Raw genomic sequence first — 16,990 nt, forward strand, 5'->3', positions numbered from 1 at the left:
GGCATTGACCCAACGGCCGCGCTCCCTCAACGCTGCATTCTCGCCTGCCCCTTGTGCCACAAAACCCAGCACCGAGCCAATGAAGAGCGGCAGCAGAACCTGCTACGCCAAGCACACGAGGTAGAACAACAGCCATCGCAGATACAAAACCACCCGGGTAACCAACGGAGTCGCCCTTGCTGTCAATCAACGACGATGTCGCCCGGATGCACCACCTTCATGCTGCGAGCGAATGCGTCGAACGCGTCGGCGTTCGCGGTCACCCAGTCGATGTCGTCACTGACGGTGCGCAGAGACAGATCGATGCCGTAGGAGTCGACGCGCCATCCGTAGTTGACCGAGCCGGCGCCCCTTCCCTCAAGGATGGGAACGGCGATCCACCCGTCCGCCGGGTCTTCGGTGAAATCGAGTGCGTACGTCATGCTCATGCCGCGCTCCATCGGAAGGTCGTCATGACGGTGTCGAAGAGTCCGGAGTCCCGCACGGGCAGCAGCTTGCGGCGCCTCGCAATCATCTCTCGGCCGGCTCCCGGCTCGCATCCCTTTCCGCGCCCGCGGGCTCGTCCCCGTCCTCGTCCACGAACTCGATCTCCGGCTCTTCAAAAGACACCGTCTGGAGGATCGCCGTCATGACGTCGCAGAACTCGGCCCAGTAGTCCGTGGATGCGGTGTGGAGGGTGAAGACCGCGGTGAACGGGCCCGAGGGGAAGGGGATATGGACCTGGATCTGTCCGGTGAGAAGCTTTGTCGCCTCGCCGGTCGCCGTGATTTCCGGATTGAGCCGGTACTCGGTCAGCGTGACGCAGGAAACCGCGGGACCGCACGGCAGATCGAGCGGACGGGCGTCGTTGTGCTGGTCGCGAGAGAAAGTCTCAAGAATGTGCGTAGCGGCCTGGCTCGGATCATTCGGGTGCCGCTCCGTCGGGACGACGGCCAGGGTGAAGGCGCATTGGACGACGCCGAGGGCGGGTTCGTGTCCGCCATCGGGCTGGTCCTTCGATGCGGCAGTGTCGCCCTCCGCCGTTGCGCCCTCCAGCGCGCCGTCCTCCGCCGTGGAAAAGAGACCCATCGCGGCGTACGAAGCCCCGGTACCTTCCATGGTCTCGGCTATCGCGGCGTAATATTCCGCAGCGGGTTCCCAGATACTCTCGTCACCACGGGAGTAGAGCCCGCGGACGAATTCCAGGGCCCGCTCGGCACGTTCCTCGGCCGTGTCGGCGAGGGGCAACGCGAAAAAACCGTCGGGGACGAGGAACCAGATGGGAGGGCGCTCGAACGCGTCGGCTGAGACCGGCAATGAGGGGCTGGCGGGCGCGGAGGGGGCTGTCATGAGGTAGGGCCATTCTCGGCGGAGGAGGAGTAGAGGTGCCGGACGTGGGCGAGAAGCGCCTGTCCTTCGAGTTCCGTGCCCTCGGCATCCATGATTGTGTAGTCGCCGCTGATACCGAAGCGTGAGTCGGTCGTCGGCTCCGCCACGGCAATCCGGTAACACCCGCATGTGTACCGAGTGACGGTCGGAGGCCCGGCATCCCAGAGCTGGGCCGCCGCGAAGGCCTGGGCGGTCGCCTGATGGGCCGGTGGGAGCGATTCCAGCGGAATCAGGTCGAGAGGACCGATGAGGTATTCGGTGAGATCAGATCGCGAGTGGGCCTGGAGCCTGCACCAGGAGCCGTCCTTGAAGACGAATTTGATGTCCCATCCGTCCTTGAAGTTCTTACGCTCGACCGCTGCCATGGCGGAGCGCGGCACCTCCCAGAGCATCTCGTCTTCGATGATTTCTGTGTCTTTGTGAACGGGCAGTCCGACGATCACGAGGCGACGGTCGGTGACGATGGCGTGGGTGGTGTACTTCTTCTCGTCCACGCGACCAGGATCCAGCTGCCAGGGAAGGGTACGAGCGACAGTGCCGGGCGCCGCCCACATCACGGGAAAGTCCTCGATCTCGTCGGGCCGGTCGTGGCTGGTGTCCGATCCGGCGTCCGGGTCGGAAGGATCCCGCCAAGTGCCGCCGCCAGGGCTCCCGCCCTGTGAGGTCAGGATCCCTCCTACGATGACCCCCACCGCGATGAGAACCCCTTTGACGGTGTTACGGGCTCCCGCGTTCGCCTGGGTGCGGGCCGTGTAGCTCGGACCGTCGGGCCAGCCCGGGAGTTCACTCTGGATGTCGCGGCGTTCGGTGTCGCGGAACCAGCGCATGCCCTTGACGGTCATCGCCGCGCCCGTGGCGAACCGGACGGGGGTTCGGGCGAGGAGGGTTTCACCCGGTTCGGGCTGCCAGATGCTCATGTGCGTATGCGTCTTCCTGCGTGAGGGCTCTGAGCCTGCATCCGTTGATTCTGATGGGCCGCTCAGTGAGCCGCAGCCGACTTCTGGAGCTGGTCACCCGGGAAAAGGGCCTCTCCCACGTGCTGCGGGATACTCAAGATCTTGGGGGCAATCTTGATTCCGGCATCGATGGCGATTCCTGCGCCCGCAGGGTTGATATTCACCCCCGGGATCATATTGAGCCCCTTGGATCCGATGAGCTGACCATCGAGATATCCGGCCTTGGCGACACCACCCATGCGGGACATCAGACCGCTACTCTCATGCGCGATCTGGAACATTTTGTTGGAGCCGCCACCGATCTTCAGCAGGCCAGCCTTGCCGATTCCGCCCGTGAGACCCTTCGAGTCCTTTCCCCAGGCGATAATCTTCGTCGCACGCTGCGGAATCTTCGTGGCCGCGAACCCTTTGCCGAACTTGGCGACCACGCCGTCCACCTTGCCGACCACCTTGACGCCCTTACCGAACAACCCGATTCCCGGCAGCAACCCCACCGCGTCCAGCCCCATCTGCAGCCAGCTCACATCGGCGCCACCCGCCTTGGCCAGCCCGTGCGCCGCCAGCGCGCCCGCACCCGCGATGAGAGCGGCGGTGCCGAATATCGCCGCGAGAGGCGGAAAGGGAAGCGTGAGGATCGCCAACGTGCCCAAAACCGCGGTCAGATCGCTCAGCAGGTCACCGACCAGCTTGAAGTCGTCGGCGTGCTCCTCGACGAAGCCGGCCACGTCGTCGAACAGGCTGTCCTCGACCGCGTCGTCGAGGGCCCGCCGAATTTGGTTCGCGATTCTGTAGCCGGCGGTCGTGTAGTTGGCCACGGCCTCGTCCATCCGGTCCTTGGCCTCCTTCAGCGCATCCTCGTCCTTCTCGTCGGCCAGGGCTTTGGTGCGAGCCTTACTTGTCTCGCTCTGGGCATGTTCGAGTTCGCCCGCCCACTCGCGGAGCAGGCCGCCCACCTCGTCGTACCTGCCCTCGGCCTTGGCGAGCTTTCCGGCCAGATCGTCCGCGCCTTCTTTGAGCTTATCGGCGTACTTTCCCTTGAGATTTTCGCCCTTGCCGACCTCGCGGAGTTTCTTCGATTGCTCCCGAATGGTCTTCCCGATGCCTTCGAGCCGGCGGGCCTCACCCCTGATCTCGTGCGGGTCGCCCGGGGTCGGATCCTTTTCGGCGAGCGGGGACCAATTCACTGGACGATTACTCACGAGAACCTCACTCCTTGTCGCCGTCGACCTGCTTGAACGAACTGATGGTTTTTCTTACCCGCTTCTCCACGTCCTCCATCTGCTTCATGAGGTCTTTGCGGTACTCGTCCCAGCTGTCGGCGAAGTCCTGCATCGCATACTTGATCGAATCATGTCCGTACGATTCCGCCATCGAATCCTGATTGGCTGCACATGACTCGAATTCCCTTTTGAGGGTTGCGAAGTTCTTCTTGATCGTTTGGAGCTCGTCGTAGGAGACGATCAGCTTGCTCATCTATTGCCCCCGTGGAGTTTCCTGGAAGGGACGCCTGCCGCCCCGCGCACCCGCGGGCCGGCAGGCGTATCGCTCGTTCTATGGGCCTCAGCCCACCGGTACAGTCACCGTGAAGGCCTCGCCGTTCCCCAGGTGCAGCAGGCCCTTGCCCGGGGTCACCGGGCCGCCCACCGCGCTCCGGGGCAGGCGTACGCCGATCAGTTCGCCGCTCGACGTGTCCTGCGGGGAAAGCAGCAGGCCGCGCTTGGACTTCTTCAGGTCGACCTGCCAGCCGCTGAAGCCCGAGCAGACGTCGTCCTCGTCGCCGGCGATGACGATGCCGATGCCGCGGTCGGCGCCGGTCGCGATCAGCCTCTTGAACTCGTCCTCCGCATCGCAGTCCTCAAGGAGTTCGCCGTCGTCGATCAGGACCACGATCGGATGCTCCAAAGACGCCGTGGCCACGGCCTCCTTCAGCTCGTCCTCCTCGATGTCGCTGCCCGTGAAGACCGCCAACACCCCCTTGTAGCCTTCCAGTTGGCGCAACGGAGAGGTCCGTGGGGCGGCGATGACCAGGCGGGCGCTGCGGCGGCCCACAAACGTGGCCGCCAGGTTCATCAGCACGGTCGAGCGACCCGACTTCGCCGGGCCCGCGATCACGAAGCCCGGCTGTCCCTGTGCCAGGTCCGGGCCGAAGGCCGTCAGGTCGTCACCGCCGACGCCCACCAGGCTCCACAGCCGCGAGGCGGACACCGCCGGGTCGACGTACTGCCACGCCTGGTTCAAGGTGATGCGGCTGGGCAGCGAGTCCACCCGGAACGGCCGCAGGGCCCGCGGCACTGCCGCGTCCCGGTGGGCCGCCCCCTCTCCGATGGCCACAATCACCGCGTTCTGGCCCTGCCCGGTGGCGTCCTCGCCCAGCAGCGCGAACTGGATCTCCGTACCCGTCTCGTTGCGGAACGCGCGACCCGGCGCGATCTCGTCCGGCACCTTGCGGCTGTTGAGGCCCAGCATCGAGAAGTCGGTACGGTCCGAAAGGCGCAGGGCGAGCTTGTCCTCCGTCAGCGAGGAGATCCGGCCGGTGAGGAGCTGCCGGTCGCCCGTGATCACCAAGTGGATGCCGACGCTCGCGCCCTCGCGCATCAAGGTCAGCAACTCGTCGGTCAACTCGCCGTGCTCCAGCTCGCCCAGGGACGAGACCCAGCCCTCCCAGCGGTCGAGCAGCAGCACGATGTGCGGCAGCCGCTGGTCCTGCGGCGCCCCGGCGCGCTGCTCGCCGATGTCCGCGAAGCCGTACTGCGCGAGCAGCTCCTGCCGCCTGCTCGTCTCCGCCGAAAGGCGGCGGACCAGGCGAGTGGCCCGCTCGCTCTGGTTGCGGCCCACCACCGCGCCGCAGTGCGGCAGCTTGGCCAGCGCGTTCAGTGCGCCGTTGCCGCAGTCGATGCCGTACAGGTGGACGTCGGCGCAGGAGAGAGTGCGGGCCAGGGAGCCCGCGATCGTTCGCAGCACCTGGGAGCGGCCGCTGCGCGGCGCACCCGCGACGAGCAGGTGGCCGAAGGTGGCGAAGTCGATCGCGGCCGCGCGGCGGGACTGGCTCGCCGGAAGGTCCTCGATGCCGTACGGCACCGGGGGCAGTGCGCCCTGACCCTGCACCGGCGGCAGGTCCTCCGGCAGCACGGTCTCCGCGAGGGCCGGCAGCCACGGGCTGTGCTGCTGCGGGATCTGCAGGTGGGCGTTGGCCTCCCGGATGGCGTCGACCAGGACCTTCAGATCGGTGATCTCCTCTTCCTCGCTCTTGGCGGCCGCGGGCTTCACCAGCGCCTGGCGGCCCAGGTCGGCCCAGTCCAGCTCCCCGGTCCACGGGGCGAGGGCCATCGGGTCCACGGTGCCGGGGCGGCGGCCGCCGACGCGGCCGGACTGGAAGGGAATGAGGGAGGCCGCGCCGGTGCGCACGTAGGCGCGGCCCGGGTTGTTCTTGGAGATGTTGCCGGCCTCGGGCGAGTCGATGACGTCCGTCGACTCGCCGCCGTCGGTGACCCGCAGCGCGATCCGGAGGTTGGTGTTGGCCCGGATCTCCGGCGAGACCACGCCGGACGGCCGCTGGGTGGCCAGCATCAGGTGGATGCCGAGGGAGCGGCCCCGCTGGGCGATGTTGACCAGGCCGGTGACGAAGTCCGGCATGTCGCGGACCATGGACGCGAACTCGTCGATGACGAGGAGCAGTCGGGGCAGCGGAGCCGTCCCCGGATTACGGCGCACCAAGTCCTGGTAGTCCTCGATGTCCTTCGCGCCGACCTGGGCCAGGATGTGCTCGCGGCGGTGCAGCTCGGCGCCGAGCGACTCGAGGGCGCGTTCGACGAGGTGGGCGTCGAGGTCGGTGACCATGCCGACGGTGTGCGGCAGGTGGACGCAGTCCTTGAACGCGCTGCCGCCCTTGTAGTCGACGAGCACGAAGGTCATGTTCTCCGGCGTGTTCGCCACCGCGAGCGCGGCGACGATCGTCTGCAGCAGCTCGGATTTGCCGGAACCCGTCGTACCCGCGATGAGGCCGTGCGGCCCGTCCTTGCGGATGTCGATGCCGAAGGGACCATCGTACGACTCGCCGACCATCGCCAGCGTGGACTGCCCGCCGGTCTGCCAGCGGCCGACCACCGCCCCGGCCGTCGGCGGCTCCATCCCGATGACGTCAAGGAGGCGGCTGGCGTCCGGCAGCGCGCTGTCCGTCGCCTCACCGCTGATGTCGCGCAGTGGGGCGAGCGCCCGGGCCACCCGGGCGCACCAGGCCGGCGAGACGAAGTCGGGCCGTACGCCCAGGATCTTGTCCTTGCCCTCCTGCTGCACGCGCAGCCGCAACACGGAGGGGTCGATCTGATCCGCGGCCGTCATCGCCGCGGGTGTGGGGGCGCCGCTCTGGTTGTCGAGGGAGAGCAGCACGGCGGCGGTGTTGGTCAGCCCCTGATTGTCGGGCGTCGCGGCCGACTTCCTCCGCTTCCCCTTCCCCTTCCCCTTCCGACGCGACCTGTCGGCCTCGGCCGCCGCCTTCTTCCGCTCCTCCGCTTCGGCGGCCTGCCGCAGCGCTTCGACAGCGTCGCTCGCGCCGCCGCCGGCCTTCTGCTCGTGCCGGGCGTGCCGGGCAGTGCGCGGCTCCGCGATCACGATGCCCTTGCACTCGCCCGGCAGGAAGCGCTCCTCGGCGTCCAGGCATATCGCGTACATCGATACGGCCGGGCCTTCCTGCAGCAGCCGTACGACGCCGGGCATCGAGCGCAGCCGACGCGAGCCGTCCCAGACGACGACGATGTCGGGGTCGGAGAAGCCCACCTGACCGCGGTTCTCCTGGGCGGCTTTCTGCCTGGCCTCAAGGATCTGGGTGAGTTCACCGATTCGGGCGCCGACGGTCTCGGCGTCGTTCCCGATGAGGACGTTGGTGTCCTGCGCCGTCGGACGGGCATGCGGCAGCCAGCGGACCCAGTCCCAACCGGGCTGCGCGTTCATCTCGGTGAGCACGTAGAACTGCACGTCCAGCGGGCTGTGCAGGGCGGCCGTCTGCGTCACCGTCCACCGCGCCAGGCTGCGGGCGGTGTCGTCGGGACCCGCGAAGCCGATCACACCGAGCTGGCCCAGGTGCAGGGCGACGGGGGTGTCGGCGATGTCCCAGGTGACCTGGCGGCGGTGGTCGTCCTGCTCGGGGTCGTCGAGGACGACGGCGGAGGGCAGCCGTCCGGTGCCCACCCGCAGCAGCAGGTGGTCGGCGTCGCTGCGGCGGCGCTCCCACAGACGGGTGCGGGGGCCAGTGGCGTTGGCCCAGATGCTGCCGGGGTCCGGGTGGTCGAGGCGACGGTCGCCGCGCTCCAGGACCAGCGCCTCCTGAGCGTCGAGCTCGATCCTGGCCTTGTGCTCCTCGTACTCCTTGACCTGCTTGGCGTGGGACTTGCGGCCGTGCTTCTTGTCCCAGAAGTAGTTGCCGATCATGATCAGCGGGCTGAAGAGCGCGATCAGCAGGTACGTCGTGCGCCCCATCACCAACGCCATGGTGACGGCCATGGCGAGCGGGGACAGCGCCATCAGCCAGGGCAGCGGCCGGGCCTCGAACTCCTTCGGGGGCGCCGGCAGGCGGAACTTGGTGGTGCGCTCCGGCGGGCGCAGCCGCGGCGGGCGGTTGTAGTCGAGCCCGGAGCCGTCGTCGGACCACTTGAGGGCCGCGTCCGGGGGCGTGTAATGGGCCACGTCGATCAGAGTGTTGCCGATGGCGAGCTGGGAGTCGACGCGCAGTTGCTGCTGCCCCTCGATCGGCTTGCCGTCGACCCGCACCTCGCGCGTGGGCCCCTTGCTCCCGGGCGCCGCGCCGGGCTTGCCGGGCTCTCCGCCTTGACCGACGTGCACGGCCAGGCGGAGGTCATCCGGGGCCACCACGTAGAGCGTCAGGACGCGCTGGGGCACCTCCGGGTCATTGACGATCAGTTGGCAGCCCTCGCCGGACCCTATGTCGTACCGGCCGATGCCGAACCGGTACACGGCACCGGCGTCGGGCCCGCCGGCCACCCGGAGCTCGATGACACCGGAGTGTTCGCCGGGCAGCGTGCCGGAGGGGTCGTCCAGGCTCACCACCGCGCCGTCGCGCAGCGGAGAGGTGGCGACGGTGTGCTGGGGGTCCACTGGGTGGTTGTCGACGTAGAGCACAGGACCGGGCTGTCCGGGCGCGACCCCGCCGCGCACCCGAACTGCCAACTCCCATGCGACGGCGTCGATTCGGGCCTCGGGATCGGCATCGAGGACGAGGTCTTTGCTGGCGTTCGTATAGAGATCGACGACAGTCAGCTTCAAACGCACACTTAGCTCCTCCTCGAAATACCTCTCTCGGAGGAGAGAATATCCTCCCGGAAACTCGTCCGCGCACCCGCCGTATATGTCAACAACCGCCCATTTTGAGCGAGATAACGGCCGTCGTCCGGCCCTTATGTGCACCCTGTGCGGACTAGCGACTAAGGTGCCCAACGGCGCGTGCCCCACCCGGTGCACGCCACGCGTATACCGGGAGGGGGAACCTCGCGGTTGTCTGACGGAGGGAACAAGCGTTATGGCCAAGGACCTTGATGTCACATATGAGGACATGCGGGCCGCCGCGAAGAAGATGAACCGCGAGAAGGAGCGCATCGAGGAGAAGCTTCACGACCTGAAGTCCTACATCGACGACCTGCTCGAGAACGGCTTCGTCACCCGGTCGGCCTCGAAGAAGTTCGGCCAGGACTTCAGCGAGTTCAAGCAGGGCATGTCGAAGACCAACGAGGGTCTCGACGGCCTGGCCCAGTACCTGGAGAAGGCGGCGGACTCCTTCGAGAACATCGACCACGAGCTCGGCAAGTAAGTCGGCGACTGCCGCGGCTGCGCCTTCCTGCGCGCACAGCTCCGGGGGTGAGGGTGGTGTCGGCCCAATTCAGGCCGACACCGCGCTCACCCCCTTGCCGCTTTCTGCGGCGAGGGGGTGAGCGCGTAATGAGCGGCCGGGCGCCGCGACCGCATGATCTCCACTTCCATTACATCCCTTACAGCACATCCACAAAGTATTCACAGGCACCCGCTATCGGCACCCTTGTCCATTTGGCGGCAGTCCCCGTTGCCCTGGCGATATGGCGGCGGAATTTCGTGATTCTTTCCCTTGTGCGCCCGATAACGGCACGGAGAATTGCGCCACGGACAAGGTGCGTGGCGGCACGCCGCATACGGCGGAAGGGGGAAGGGCGGACGAGTCGGCCTGTACGCCGGGTTCTGTCTCCCGTGGGCCTTACGGCCCGCGAGGAGGCGGCCATCCATCTAGGGCCGGCGTTGCCGCCGGCCTCGTGCGGTCTACCCGCGGACTCGGGCGGGCAGCCCTCGATCATCCGCGCAGAGCCGCCTTGCGGTGGCTCCTCTTGACCTTGCTCCGGGTGGGGTTTACCTAGCTGCCCAGGTCACCCTGGGCACTGGTGGTCTCTTACACCACCGTTTCACCCTTACCGGGCGCCTTGCGGCCCCGGCGGTCTGTTTTCTGTGGCACTGTCCCGCGGGTCACCCCGGGTGGGCGTTACCCACCACCCTGCCGTGTGGAGCCCGGACGTTCCTCGGCGGGATCCCGAAGGACCCCGACGCGACCGCCCGGCCGGCTCGTCCGCCGTAGTGACCATGGTACCGGCCCGTGCGGGGCGGCTCAGACGAAGTCGGTCGTCTCCAGCGAGAAGGAGAACGGAGCGGGCAGGTCGAGCTGCTTGCCGAAGGGGACCGTGACGTGCTGGCGGTAGTCGGCGCCCTCCGGGTCGCTGAAGAGCGTCAGGTCGCTGTTGTCCCGATCGACGAGGAGGTAGAGGGGGATGCCACCGCGCGCGTAGCAGTGGCGCTTGGCCTTGCGGTCCCGGTCCGGTTTGGTCGAGGTGACCTCAACGACCATGGACACGCCCTCGCAGGGCATCCAGGAGTCGGCGCCCCTGAAGAGCCTCAGCTCTCTGGGTGCGAAGGTGCCGTCCGGGATCACATGGTTGCGTACGCAGAGCCCGCCACGCGGAACCTTGAGCCCCTTGTTGCCCGAGAACCGCATGCGCGTCTCAGACTGCATGAACACCTGCTCAGCGATCACGCTGATGTGATCTTCGTGGTCCCCGTCCGGCGGCGGTGTCACGACGATTTCCCCCTCGATCAGCTCGGCCCGGAAGCCTTCCGGCGTATCCAGGGCCAAGAAACCCTCCAGCAGGACGTGGTCGTGGTCCTGCGTGAGCGGTTCGTGTGCCATGGCGCTCATGCCACCCTCTTCCCTGTCTCGCCGCCAGCCTAGGTACCGAGGGGGTCGATACCCGGCGGAAAGAGTCTTCCTCACTCGATCGTGGCACAGAAGCGCGCACGCCGGGGCGGCTCCGGCGGGCGATCTTGCCCTCTCGACATGGCGCGCAGTGTCCCGGGACACTGCTTCGACGGCTGGGCACCAACGCCGACACCAGGAGCGAGGACATCGTGAGCGAGAACAACAGCGACTGGTGGCGGCAGGCCGTCATCTATCAGGTCTATCCCCGCAGCTTCGCCGACTCCGACGGCGACGGCATCGGCGATCTGCCCGGGGTGACCAGTCGGCTGCCGTACCTCGCCGGGCTCGGTGTGGACGCCGTCTGGCTGAGCCCCTTCTATCCGTCCGCGCTCGCCGACGGCGGCTACGACGTGGCCGACTACCGCGATGTCGATCCGCGGCTCGGGACGCTGGAGGACTTCGACCGCATGGTCGCGGAGGCGGACCGGCTCGGGCTCAAGGTGATGGTGGACATCGTCCCCAACCACACCTCGGACGACCACGCCTGGTTCCAGGAGGCCCTGCGCGCGGGCCCGGGCAGCGCGGCCCGGGAGCGGTACGTGTTCCGCGAGGGGCGGGGGCCGGGCGGGGGGCTTCCGCCCACCGACTGGGTCTCGTGCTTCGGCGGCCCCGCGTGGACCCGACTGCCCGACGGGCAGTGGTATCTGCACCTCTTCGCCCCCGAGCAGCCCGATCTCAACTGGGACCACCCGGAGGTGCGCGCCGACTTCCTCACCACGCTGCGCTTCTGGTCCGACCGGGGCGTGGCCGGATTCCGGGTGGACGTCGCCCACGGGCTGGCCAAGGACCTGGCGGAGCCGCTGCGCGACATCGGCGACGTGCCCGGCTACGAGCCGGAGGACCTGCCGGAGGACGGCAGCCATCCGCTGTGGGACCGCGACGAGGTGCACGGGATCTTCCGCGAGTGGCGCAGGGTGTTCGACGAGTACGACCCACCGCGGATCGCGGTCGCCGAGGCGTGGGTGCGCAACTCCCGCCGGGTGTCGTATGCCCGCGCCGACGAGCTGGGCCAGGCGTTCAACTTCGACTTCCTGGGCGCCCCGCTCACCGCCCCCGCCCTGCACGCCGTCATCGACGGCGCGCTGTCCGCCGCCCGCGAGGCGGGGGCCTCGGCCACCTGGGTGCTCTCCAACCACGATGTGATCCGGCACCGCAGCCGGTTCGCCCTGCCGGACGATCTGACGAGCGCGGGCCGGGACGCCTGGCTGCTGGCCGACGGCCGGGAGCCGGAGGCCGACCTCGCGCTCGGGCTGCGGCGGGCCCGTGCCGCGACGCTGCTGATGCTGGCCCTGCCCGGTTCGTCGTATCTCTACCAGGGCGAGGAGCTGGGCCTTCCGGAGGTCGCCGACCTCCCCGTGGACGCGCTCCAGGACCCGACGTGGGAACGCAGCGGCCACCGGGTCAAGGGGCGCGACGGCTGCCGGGTGCCGCTGCCGTGGACGCGTGGCGGCCCGTCGTACGGATTCGGCGCGGGCGGCACCGGCGGCGCGTGGCTGCCGCAGCCGGAGGGGTTCGGGGAGCTGTCGGTCGAGGCGCAGGACGGGGAGGCCGGTTCGACGCTGGAGCTGTACCGGGAGGCGCTGCGGCTGCGGCGGGAACTGCGCGGGGACGAGTCCGTGGAGTGGCTGGGCTCGGTCGCGGAGCTGAGCGCCGGGCTGCTGCACTTCCGCCGCTCCGGGGGCTGGCACAGCGTCACCAACCTGTCGGCGTCCGCCGTGCCGCTGCCCGCCGTGGGCGAGGTGGTGCTGAGCAGCGAGCCGGGGGCGGCGGACGGTGCCCGGCTGGCGCCGTACGCCACGGTCTGGCTGCGGGAGGCGGGCGCGTAGGCCGTAGGCTGCGGGGCTGGGGTGGCGCCGTCCAGCGCCGCCCCCGTGCCGTACCGCCGCCGAAGCTCCGAGGAGAACCCGTGCTCGTCCTGCTGCCGCCGTCCGAGGGAAAGGCCACGGGAGGCTCCGGGTCCCCGCTGGACCTGGGATCGCTGTCGCTGCCGGGACTGGGCGAGGCGCGCGCCCGGGCCCTGGACGAGCTGGTCACGCTGTGCTCGGGCGACGAGGCGAAGGCGGCCGAGGTGCTGGGCCTGAGCGCGGGACTGCGCGGTGAGGTCGCCAAGAACGCGGCGCTGCGGTCGGCCGGGACGCGCCCCGCCGGGGAGATCTACACCGGTGTGCTGTACGACGCGCTCGGCCTCGCCACCCTCCCGGATGCCGCCCGGCGCCGCGCCGAACGCTCGCTGCTGGTCTTCTCGGGGCTGTGGGGCGCGGTCCGGACCGACGACCGCATCCCCTCCTACCGCTGCTCGATGGGGGTCAAGCTGCCGGGGCTCGGCGCGCTGGGCGCCTACTGGCGTACGCCGATGGCCACCGTGCTCCCCGAGGCCGCGGGGGACGGGCTGGTGCTGGACCTGCGGTCGGCGGCGTACGCGACGGCGTGGAAGCCGAAGGGCGAGGTCGCCGAGCGCACGGCGACGGTGCGGGTGCTGCAGTCGAAGATCGTGGACGGGGTCGAGAAGCGGTCCGTGGTGAGCCACTTCAACAAGGCGACGAAGGGCCGGATGGTGCGGGATCTGCTGACGGCCGGCGCCGAGCCGAAGGGCCCCGAGGAGCTGGTGGAGGCGCTGCGGGGGTTCGGGTACGTGGTGGAAGCGACGGCTCCGGAGCGGGCGGGGCGGCCGTGGGCGCTGGACGTGGTGGTGACGGAGCTGTAGCCCTGGTCCGGGCTGGAGCTGGGGTTACCCGGCGGCCCGGAGAGCCCGACGCCACCCCGTTCATTGCGCCCTCCGCAACGTGCGTTGCGGGTCATGCCACGCGCCCGCAGAATGGTTCCGTGACTGACGACAACGCGCCCTCCCCCTCCCTGCTCGACCTCGCCCCCGTCATCCCCGTCGTCGTCATCGACGACGCGGCCGACGCGGTCCCCATGGCCCGGGCCCTCGTCGCGGGGGGTCTTCCCGCGATCGAGGTCACCTTCCGCACCCCGGCCGCCGCCGACGCCATTCGTGCGATCGCGGCCGAGGTGCCGGAGGCGGTTGTCGGGGCGGGGACGGTGCTCACGCCCGGGCATGTGGACACCGCCGTCGCGGCCGGGGCGCGCTTTCTGGTCAGCCCGGGGTGGACCGACCGGCTGCTGGGGGCCATGCGCGACTCGGGGATTCCGTCGCTGCCGGGCGTCTCGACGACATCCGAGGTCGTGGCCCTGCTGGAGCGCGGGGTGACCGAGATGAAGTTCTTCCCGGCGGAGGCGGCAGGCGGTACGGCCTACCTCGGCTCGCTCGCCTCACCGCTCCCCGACGCCCGCTTCTGCCCCACCGGCGGCGTCAACGCCGCCCGCGCCCCCGGCTATCTCGCGCTCCCCAACGTGGGCTGCGTGGGCGGCACCTGGATGCTGCCCCCGGACGCGGTGGCGGCGGGCGACTGGGAGCGGGTCGAGTCCCTGGCCCGGGAGGCAGCCGCCCTGCGATAGGGCCTCAGCGCAGGTGGGACGTGCCGTCAGCGCAGGTGTGACGTGTCGTTCAGGAGGCGGACCGACGCGTTGCCGTCGCCGTAGTACGCCACCGCCGACAGCGACGCCGCCGAGAGTTCCATGCGGAACAGGGACTCCGGCGGGGCGCCGAGGGCCAGGCGGGTCAGGGTCTTGATCGGGGTCACGTGGGTGACGAGGAGCACCGTACGGCCCGCGTAGCGCGCGATCAGCTTGTCGCGGGAGAGGGCCACCCGGCGGGCGACCGCCGCGAAGGACTCGCCGCCGCCCGTGGGGGCGGCCTTCGCGGAGGCGAGCCACGCGTCGAGGTCGTCCGGGTGGCGGTCGCGGACCTCGGCGAAGGTCAGGCCCTCCCAGGCACCGAAGTCCGTCTCGCGCAGCCCCTCGTCGACGTGGACGTCGAGGCCGAGGCGCGCGCCCACCGCCTCGGCGGTCTCGCGGCAGCGCTTCAGGGGCGAGGTGACGATGGCCTGGATGGTGCCGCGCGCGGCGAGGGACGCCGCGACCAGCTCGGCCTGGCGGTGGCCGACCGGCGAGAGGCCGGGGTCGGTGCCGCCGCTGCCGGAGAAGCGCTTCTCCGGGGTGAGCGGCGTCTCGCCGTGCCGGAGCAGGACGAACGTCGTCGGCGCGCCGAGGTCGGCGGTGCCCCAGCCCCGGACGGGGGCCACCGCCGCCGACGGGGCGTCGGGGGCGGCGGGCTCGGCGAGGGCGTCGTCGGCGGGGGCCTCGGGAGCGGCCGCCGCGAGGGTGCCGCCCGGGGGCACCTTCGGCTGCCACTGCTCGCCCCGCTTGCCCGCGTCCATGGCCTCGTTGGCGAGCCGGTCCGCGTGCTTGTTCTTCTCGCGCGGGATCCAGCCGTACGTCACCTGGCCGGGCGGTACGAGCCCCTTGGCCTCGGTGGCGAGCGGCCGCATGTCCGGGTGCTTGATCTTCCAGCGGCCGGACATCTGCTCGATGACCAGCTTGGAGTCCATGCGGACCTGGACGTCCGCCTCCGGGTCGAGGGCGTGGGCGGCCCGCAGACCGGCGATCAGGCCCTTGTACTCGGCGACGTTGTTGGTGGCGGTGCCGATGTACTCGGCGACTTCCGCGAGCGGTTCACCGGTCGCCGCGTCCAGGACGACCGCGCCGTACCCGGCGGGCCCCGGGTTGCCCCGGGAGCCGCCGTCGGCCTCGACGATGAAGCGGCGGCGTGACATCGCCTACAGCCCCGACTCCGGCGTACGGACCAGGATGCGGCGGCAGTTCTCGCACCGCACCACGGCGTCCGCGGCGGCCGACCGGACCTCGTTCAGCTCGGTGATGGCCAGCTCCTGGCGGCAGCCGTCGCAGCGCCCCTGGTAGAGCCGGGCCGCGCCGACGCCGCCCTGCTGCCCGCGCAGCTTGTCGTAGAGCTTCAGCAGGTCGGCGGGGATGGTCCCGGCGATGACCTCGCGCTCCTTGGTGATGGTCGCGATCTCGGTGTCGATCTCCTCGGCCGCCGCGTCACGCCGCGCCGTGGCATCGATGATCTTGGCCTGGAGGGACTCCACCCGGCCGGTCAGCTCGACGGCCCGCTCCTGGGCGGACTCCCGGCGCTCCATGACCTCCAGGACGACGTCCTCCAGGGCGCTCTGGCGCCGGGCCAGGGAGGCGATCTCGTGCTGGAGGTTCTCCAGGTCCTTGGGCGAGGTGACGGCCCCGGAGTCCAGGCGCTTCTGGTCGCGGGCGGCGCGCTGGCGCACCTGGTCCACGTCCTGCTCCGCCTTCGTCTGCTCGCGGGCGGTGTCGCTCTCCTCAGTCTGCGAGGCGACGAGGAGGTCACGCAGCTGGGTGTGGTCGGCGGTCAGGGTGTCGAGTTCGGCGTGCTCGGGCAGCGTCGTGCGCTTGTGCGCGAGCTGCGAGAGCCGTACGTCGAGGCCCTGGACGTCGAGCAGGCGGATCTGGTCGGCGGGCGCGGCGTTCAGCGGGGGGCTCCAGGGGTGGTTGAAGGGGACGAAGGATTGCGGGGCCTCAAGCCGATGAGGCCGAGGCGGGGGCGGGCGCGAAGGCCCGGAACGGGGCGGCGGCCGCGGCGTGGGCCGTCCAGGGGTCGGTGACCTTACGGGAGACATGGGTGCGCAGGCCCCAGCCGTGCCGGTCGGAGACCTCGTCGAGCTGCGCCGCGGCCAGCTCGGTCCAGGGCCACTCGGTGGCCCAGTGCGCGGCGTCCACCAGCGCGAGATCGCTGTGCTCGCGCGCCTCGGAGGCCGGGTGGTGGCGCAGGTCGGCGGTGAGGTACGCGTCGACACCGGCCGCGCGCGCCTCGGCGAACAGGCCGTCGCCGGAGCCGCCGCAGACGGCGACCGTACGGATCGTACGGTCCGGGTCGCCCGAGGCGCGGATGCCCTGCGCGGTGGCGGGCAGCCGGGCGGCGGCGCGCTCGGTGAACTCGCGCAGCGTCTCGGGACGGTCGAGTTCGCAGATCCGGCCGAGCCCCTGGCGTCCGGTCGGGTCGGCCGGGTCCGGCACCAGCGGGCTGACGGCTCGCAGGTCGAGCGCGCCCGCGAGGGCGTCGGAGACGCCGGGGTCGGCGCGGTCGGCGTTGGTGTGCGCGACGTGCAGCGCGATGTCGTGCTTGATCAGGGTGTGCACCACCCGCCCCTTGAAGGTGGAGGCGGCGACCGTGGTCGTGCCCCGCAGATAGAGCGGATGGTGGGTGATCAGCAGATCGGCACCGAGCGCCACCGCCTCGTCGGCGACCTCCTGGACGGGGTCGACGGCGAACAGCACGCGGCTGACCTGGGCATCGGGGTCCCCGCAGACCGTCCCGACGGCGTCCCACTGTTCCGCCCGCTCGGGCGGCCAGAGGGCGTCGAGGGCGGCGAGGACATCGGTGAGAGCGGGCACGGGGCAAGGCTACCTCCCAGATCACCGGGAAGCCTTGCCC

The 16,990-nt window shown here is 70.1% G+C and carries 14 protein-coding genes and 1 other RNA gene; 4 read left to right on the top strand and 11 right to left on the bottom strand.

Annotated elements, in window-relative coordinates:
- Positions 1 to 182: 182 nt before the first annotated feature.
- The 6 genes from ACZ6CL_RS11065 to ACZ6CL_RS11090 all read right to left on the bottom strand — a co-directional run bounded on the left by ACZ6CL_RS11065 (position 183) and on the right by ACZ6CL_RS11090 (position 8,606).
- Positions 183 to 428, bottom strand: coding sequence for a hypothetical protein (locus ACZ6CL_RS11065; protein ID WP_468934064.1), 246 nt, complete (start codon positions 426 to 428; stop codon positions 183 to 185).
- Positions 429 to 510: 82 nt separating this feature from the next.
- On the bottom strand, positions 511 to 1,329 hold the full coding sequence (locus ACZ6CL_RS11070; protein ID WP_468934066.1) for a hypothetical protein: 819 nt from the start codon (positions 1,327 to 1,329) through the stop codon (positions 511 to 513).
- Positions 1,326 to 2,285 carry a hypothetical protein gene (locus ACZ6CL_RS11075; RefSeq protein ID WP_468934069.1) on the bottom strand — a complete coding sequence of 320 codons (960 nt, stop codon included), beginning with the start codon at positions 2,283 to 2,285 and terminating at the stop codon, positions 1,326 to 1,328. Before ACZ6CL_RS11075 ends, ACZ6CL_RS11070 begins: the two co-directional genes overlap by 4 nt.
- Before the next feature lie 62 nt (positions 2,286 to 2,347).
- Positions 2,348 to 3,523 carry an enoyl-CoA hydratase/isomerase family protein gene (locus tag ACZ6CL_RS11080; protein WP_468934072.1) on the bottom strand — a complete coding sequence of 392 codons (1,176 nt, stop codon included), beginning with the start codon at positions 3,521 to 3,523 and terminating at the stop codon, positions 2,348 to 2,350.
- Positions 3,524 to 3,530: 7 nt separating this feature from the next.
- On the bottom strand, positions 3,531 to 3,797 hold the full coding sequence (locus tag ACZ6CL_RS11085) for a hypothetical protein (protein ID WP_468934074.1): 267 nt from the start codon (positions 3,795 to 3,797) through the stop codon (positions 3,531 to 3,533).
- 87 nt (positions 3,798 to 3,884) lie between these two features.
- Positions 3,885 to 8,606 (bottom strand): FtsK/SpoIIIE domain-containing protein, encoded by a 4,722-nt coding sequence (locus ACZ6CL_RS11090; RefSeq protein ID WP_468934077.1) that lies wholly within the window; start codon positions 8,604 to 8,606, stop codon positions 3,885 to 3,887.
- Positions 8,607 to 8,853: 247 nt separating this feature from the next.
- Here ACZ6CL_RS11090 and ACZ6CL_RS11095 point away from each other — a divergent pair, with 247 nt between their 5' ends.
- Positions 8,854 to 9,141, top strand: a complete 288-nt coding sequence (locus ACZ6CL_RS11095) for a WXG100 family type VII secretion target (RefSeq protein ID WP_385438490.1) — start codon at positions 8,854 to 8,856, stop codon at positions 9,139 to 9,141.
- 374 nt (positions 9,142 to 9,515) lie between these two features.
- On the opposite strand, the gene rnpB is transcribed toward ACZ6CL_RS11095, so the two are convergent.
- Positions 9,516 to 9,920, bottom strand: an RNA gene (gene rnpB / locus ACZ6CL_RS11100) — RNase P RNA component class A.
- Between the two features lie 40 nt (positions 9,921 to 9,960).
- The gene (locus ACZ6CL_RS11105) at positions 9,961 to 10,536 is read right to left on the bottom strand and encodes a Uma2 family endonuclease (protein ID WP_468935201.1); all 576 of its coding nucleotides are present in this window, start codon (positions 10,534 to 10,536) and stop codon (positions 9,961 to 9,963) included.
- Between the two features lie 218 nt (positions 10,537 to 10,754).
- Here ACZ6CL_RS11105 and ACZ6CL_RS11110 point away from each other — a divergent pair, with 218 nt between their 5' ends.
- The 3 genes from ACZ6CL_RS11110 (at position 10,755) to eda (ending at position 14,064) form a co-directional block, all read left to right on the top strand.
- Positions 10,755 to 12,431: a glycoside hydrolase family 13 protein gene (locus ACZ6CL_RS11110; protein ID WP_468934081.1), complete on the top strand. Its 1,677-nt coding sequence runs from the start codon at positions 10,755 to 10,757 to the stop codon at positions 12,429 to 12,431.
- Between the two features lie 80 nt (positions 12,432 to 12,511).
- A complete protein-coding gene (gene yaaA, locus ACZ6CL_RS11115; RefSeq protein WP_468934084.1) occupies positions 12,512 to 13,309 on the top strand; it encodes a peroxide stress protein YaaA in 798 nt (265 codons plus the stop codon).
- A 119-nt stretch (positions 13,310 to 13,428) separates the two neighbouring features.
- Positions 13,429 to 14,064, top strand: a complete 636-nt coding sequence (gene eda / locus ACZ6CL_RS11120; protein ID WP_468934087.1) for a bifunctional 4-hydroxy-2-oxoglutarate aldolase/2-dehydro-3-deoxy-phosphogluconate aldolase — start codon at positions 13,429 to 13,431, stop codon at positions 14,062 to 14,064.
- 26 nt (positions 14,065 to 14,090) lie between these two features.
- Here the strand turns inward: eda and ACZ6CL_RS11125 are convergent, their stop codons facing one another.
- From ACZ6CL_RS11125 to ACZ6CL_RS11135, 3 genes are read right to left on the bottom strand one after another with little or no spacing between them, the layout of a single operon-like run.
- Entirely contained in the window at positions 14,091 to 15,281 is a 1,191-nt protein-coding gene (locus ACZ6CL_RS11125) for a bifunctional RNase H/acid phosphatase (protein WP_468934090.1), read from the bottom strand.
- 3 nt (positions 15,282 to 15,284) lie between these two features.
- The gene (locus ACZ6CL_RS11130; RefSeq protein WP_468935203.1) at positions 15,285 to 16,028 is read right to left on the bottom strand and encodes a zinc ribbon domain-containing protein; all 744 of its coding nucleotides are present in this window, start codon (positions 16,026 to 16,028) and stop codon (positions 15,285 to 15,287) included.
- Positions 16,029 to 16,074: 46 nt separating this feature from the next.
- Entirely contained in the window at positions 16,075 to 16,950 is an 876-nt protein-coding gene (locus ACZ6CL_RS11135) for a Nif3-like dinuclear metal center hexameric protein (protein WP_468934092.1), read from the bottom strand.
- Between the last annotated feature and the right edge of the window lie 40 nt (positions 16,951 to 16,990).

The sequence above is a fragment of the Streptomyces sp. NPDC041200 genome (assembly GCF_055591805.1).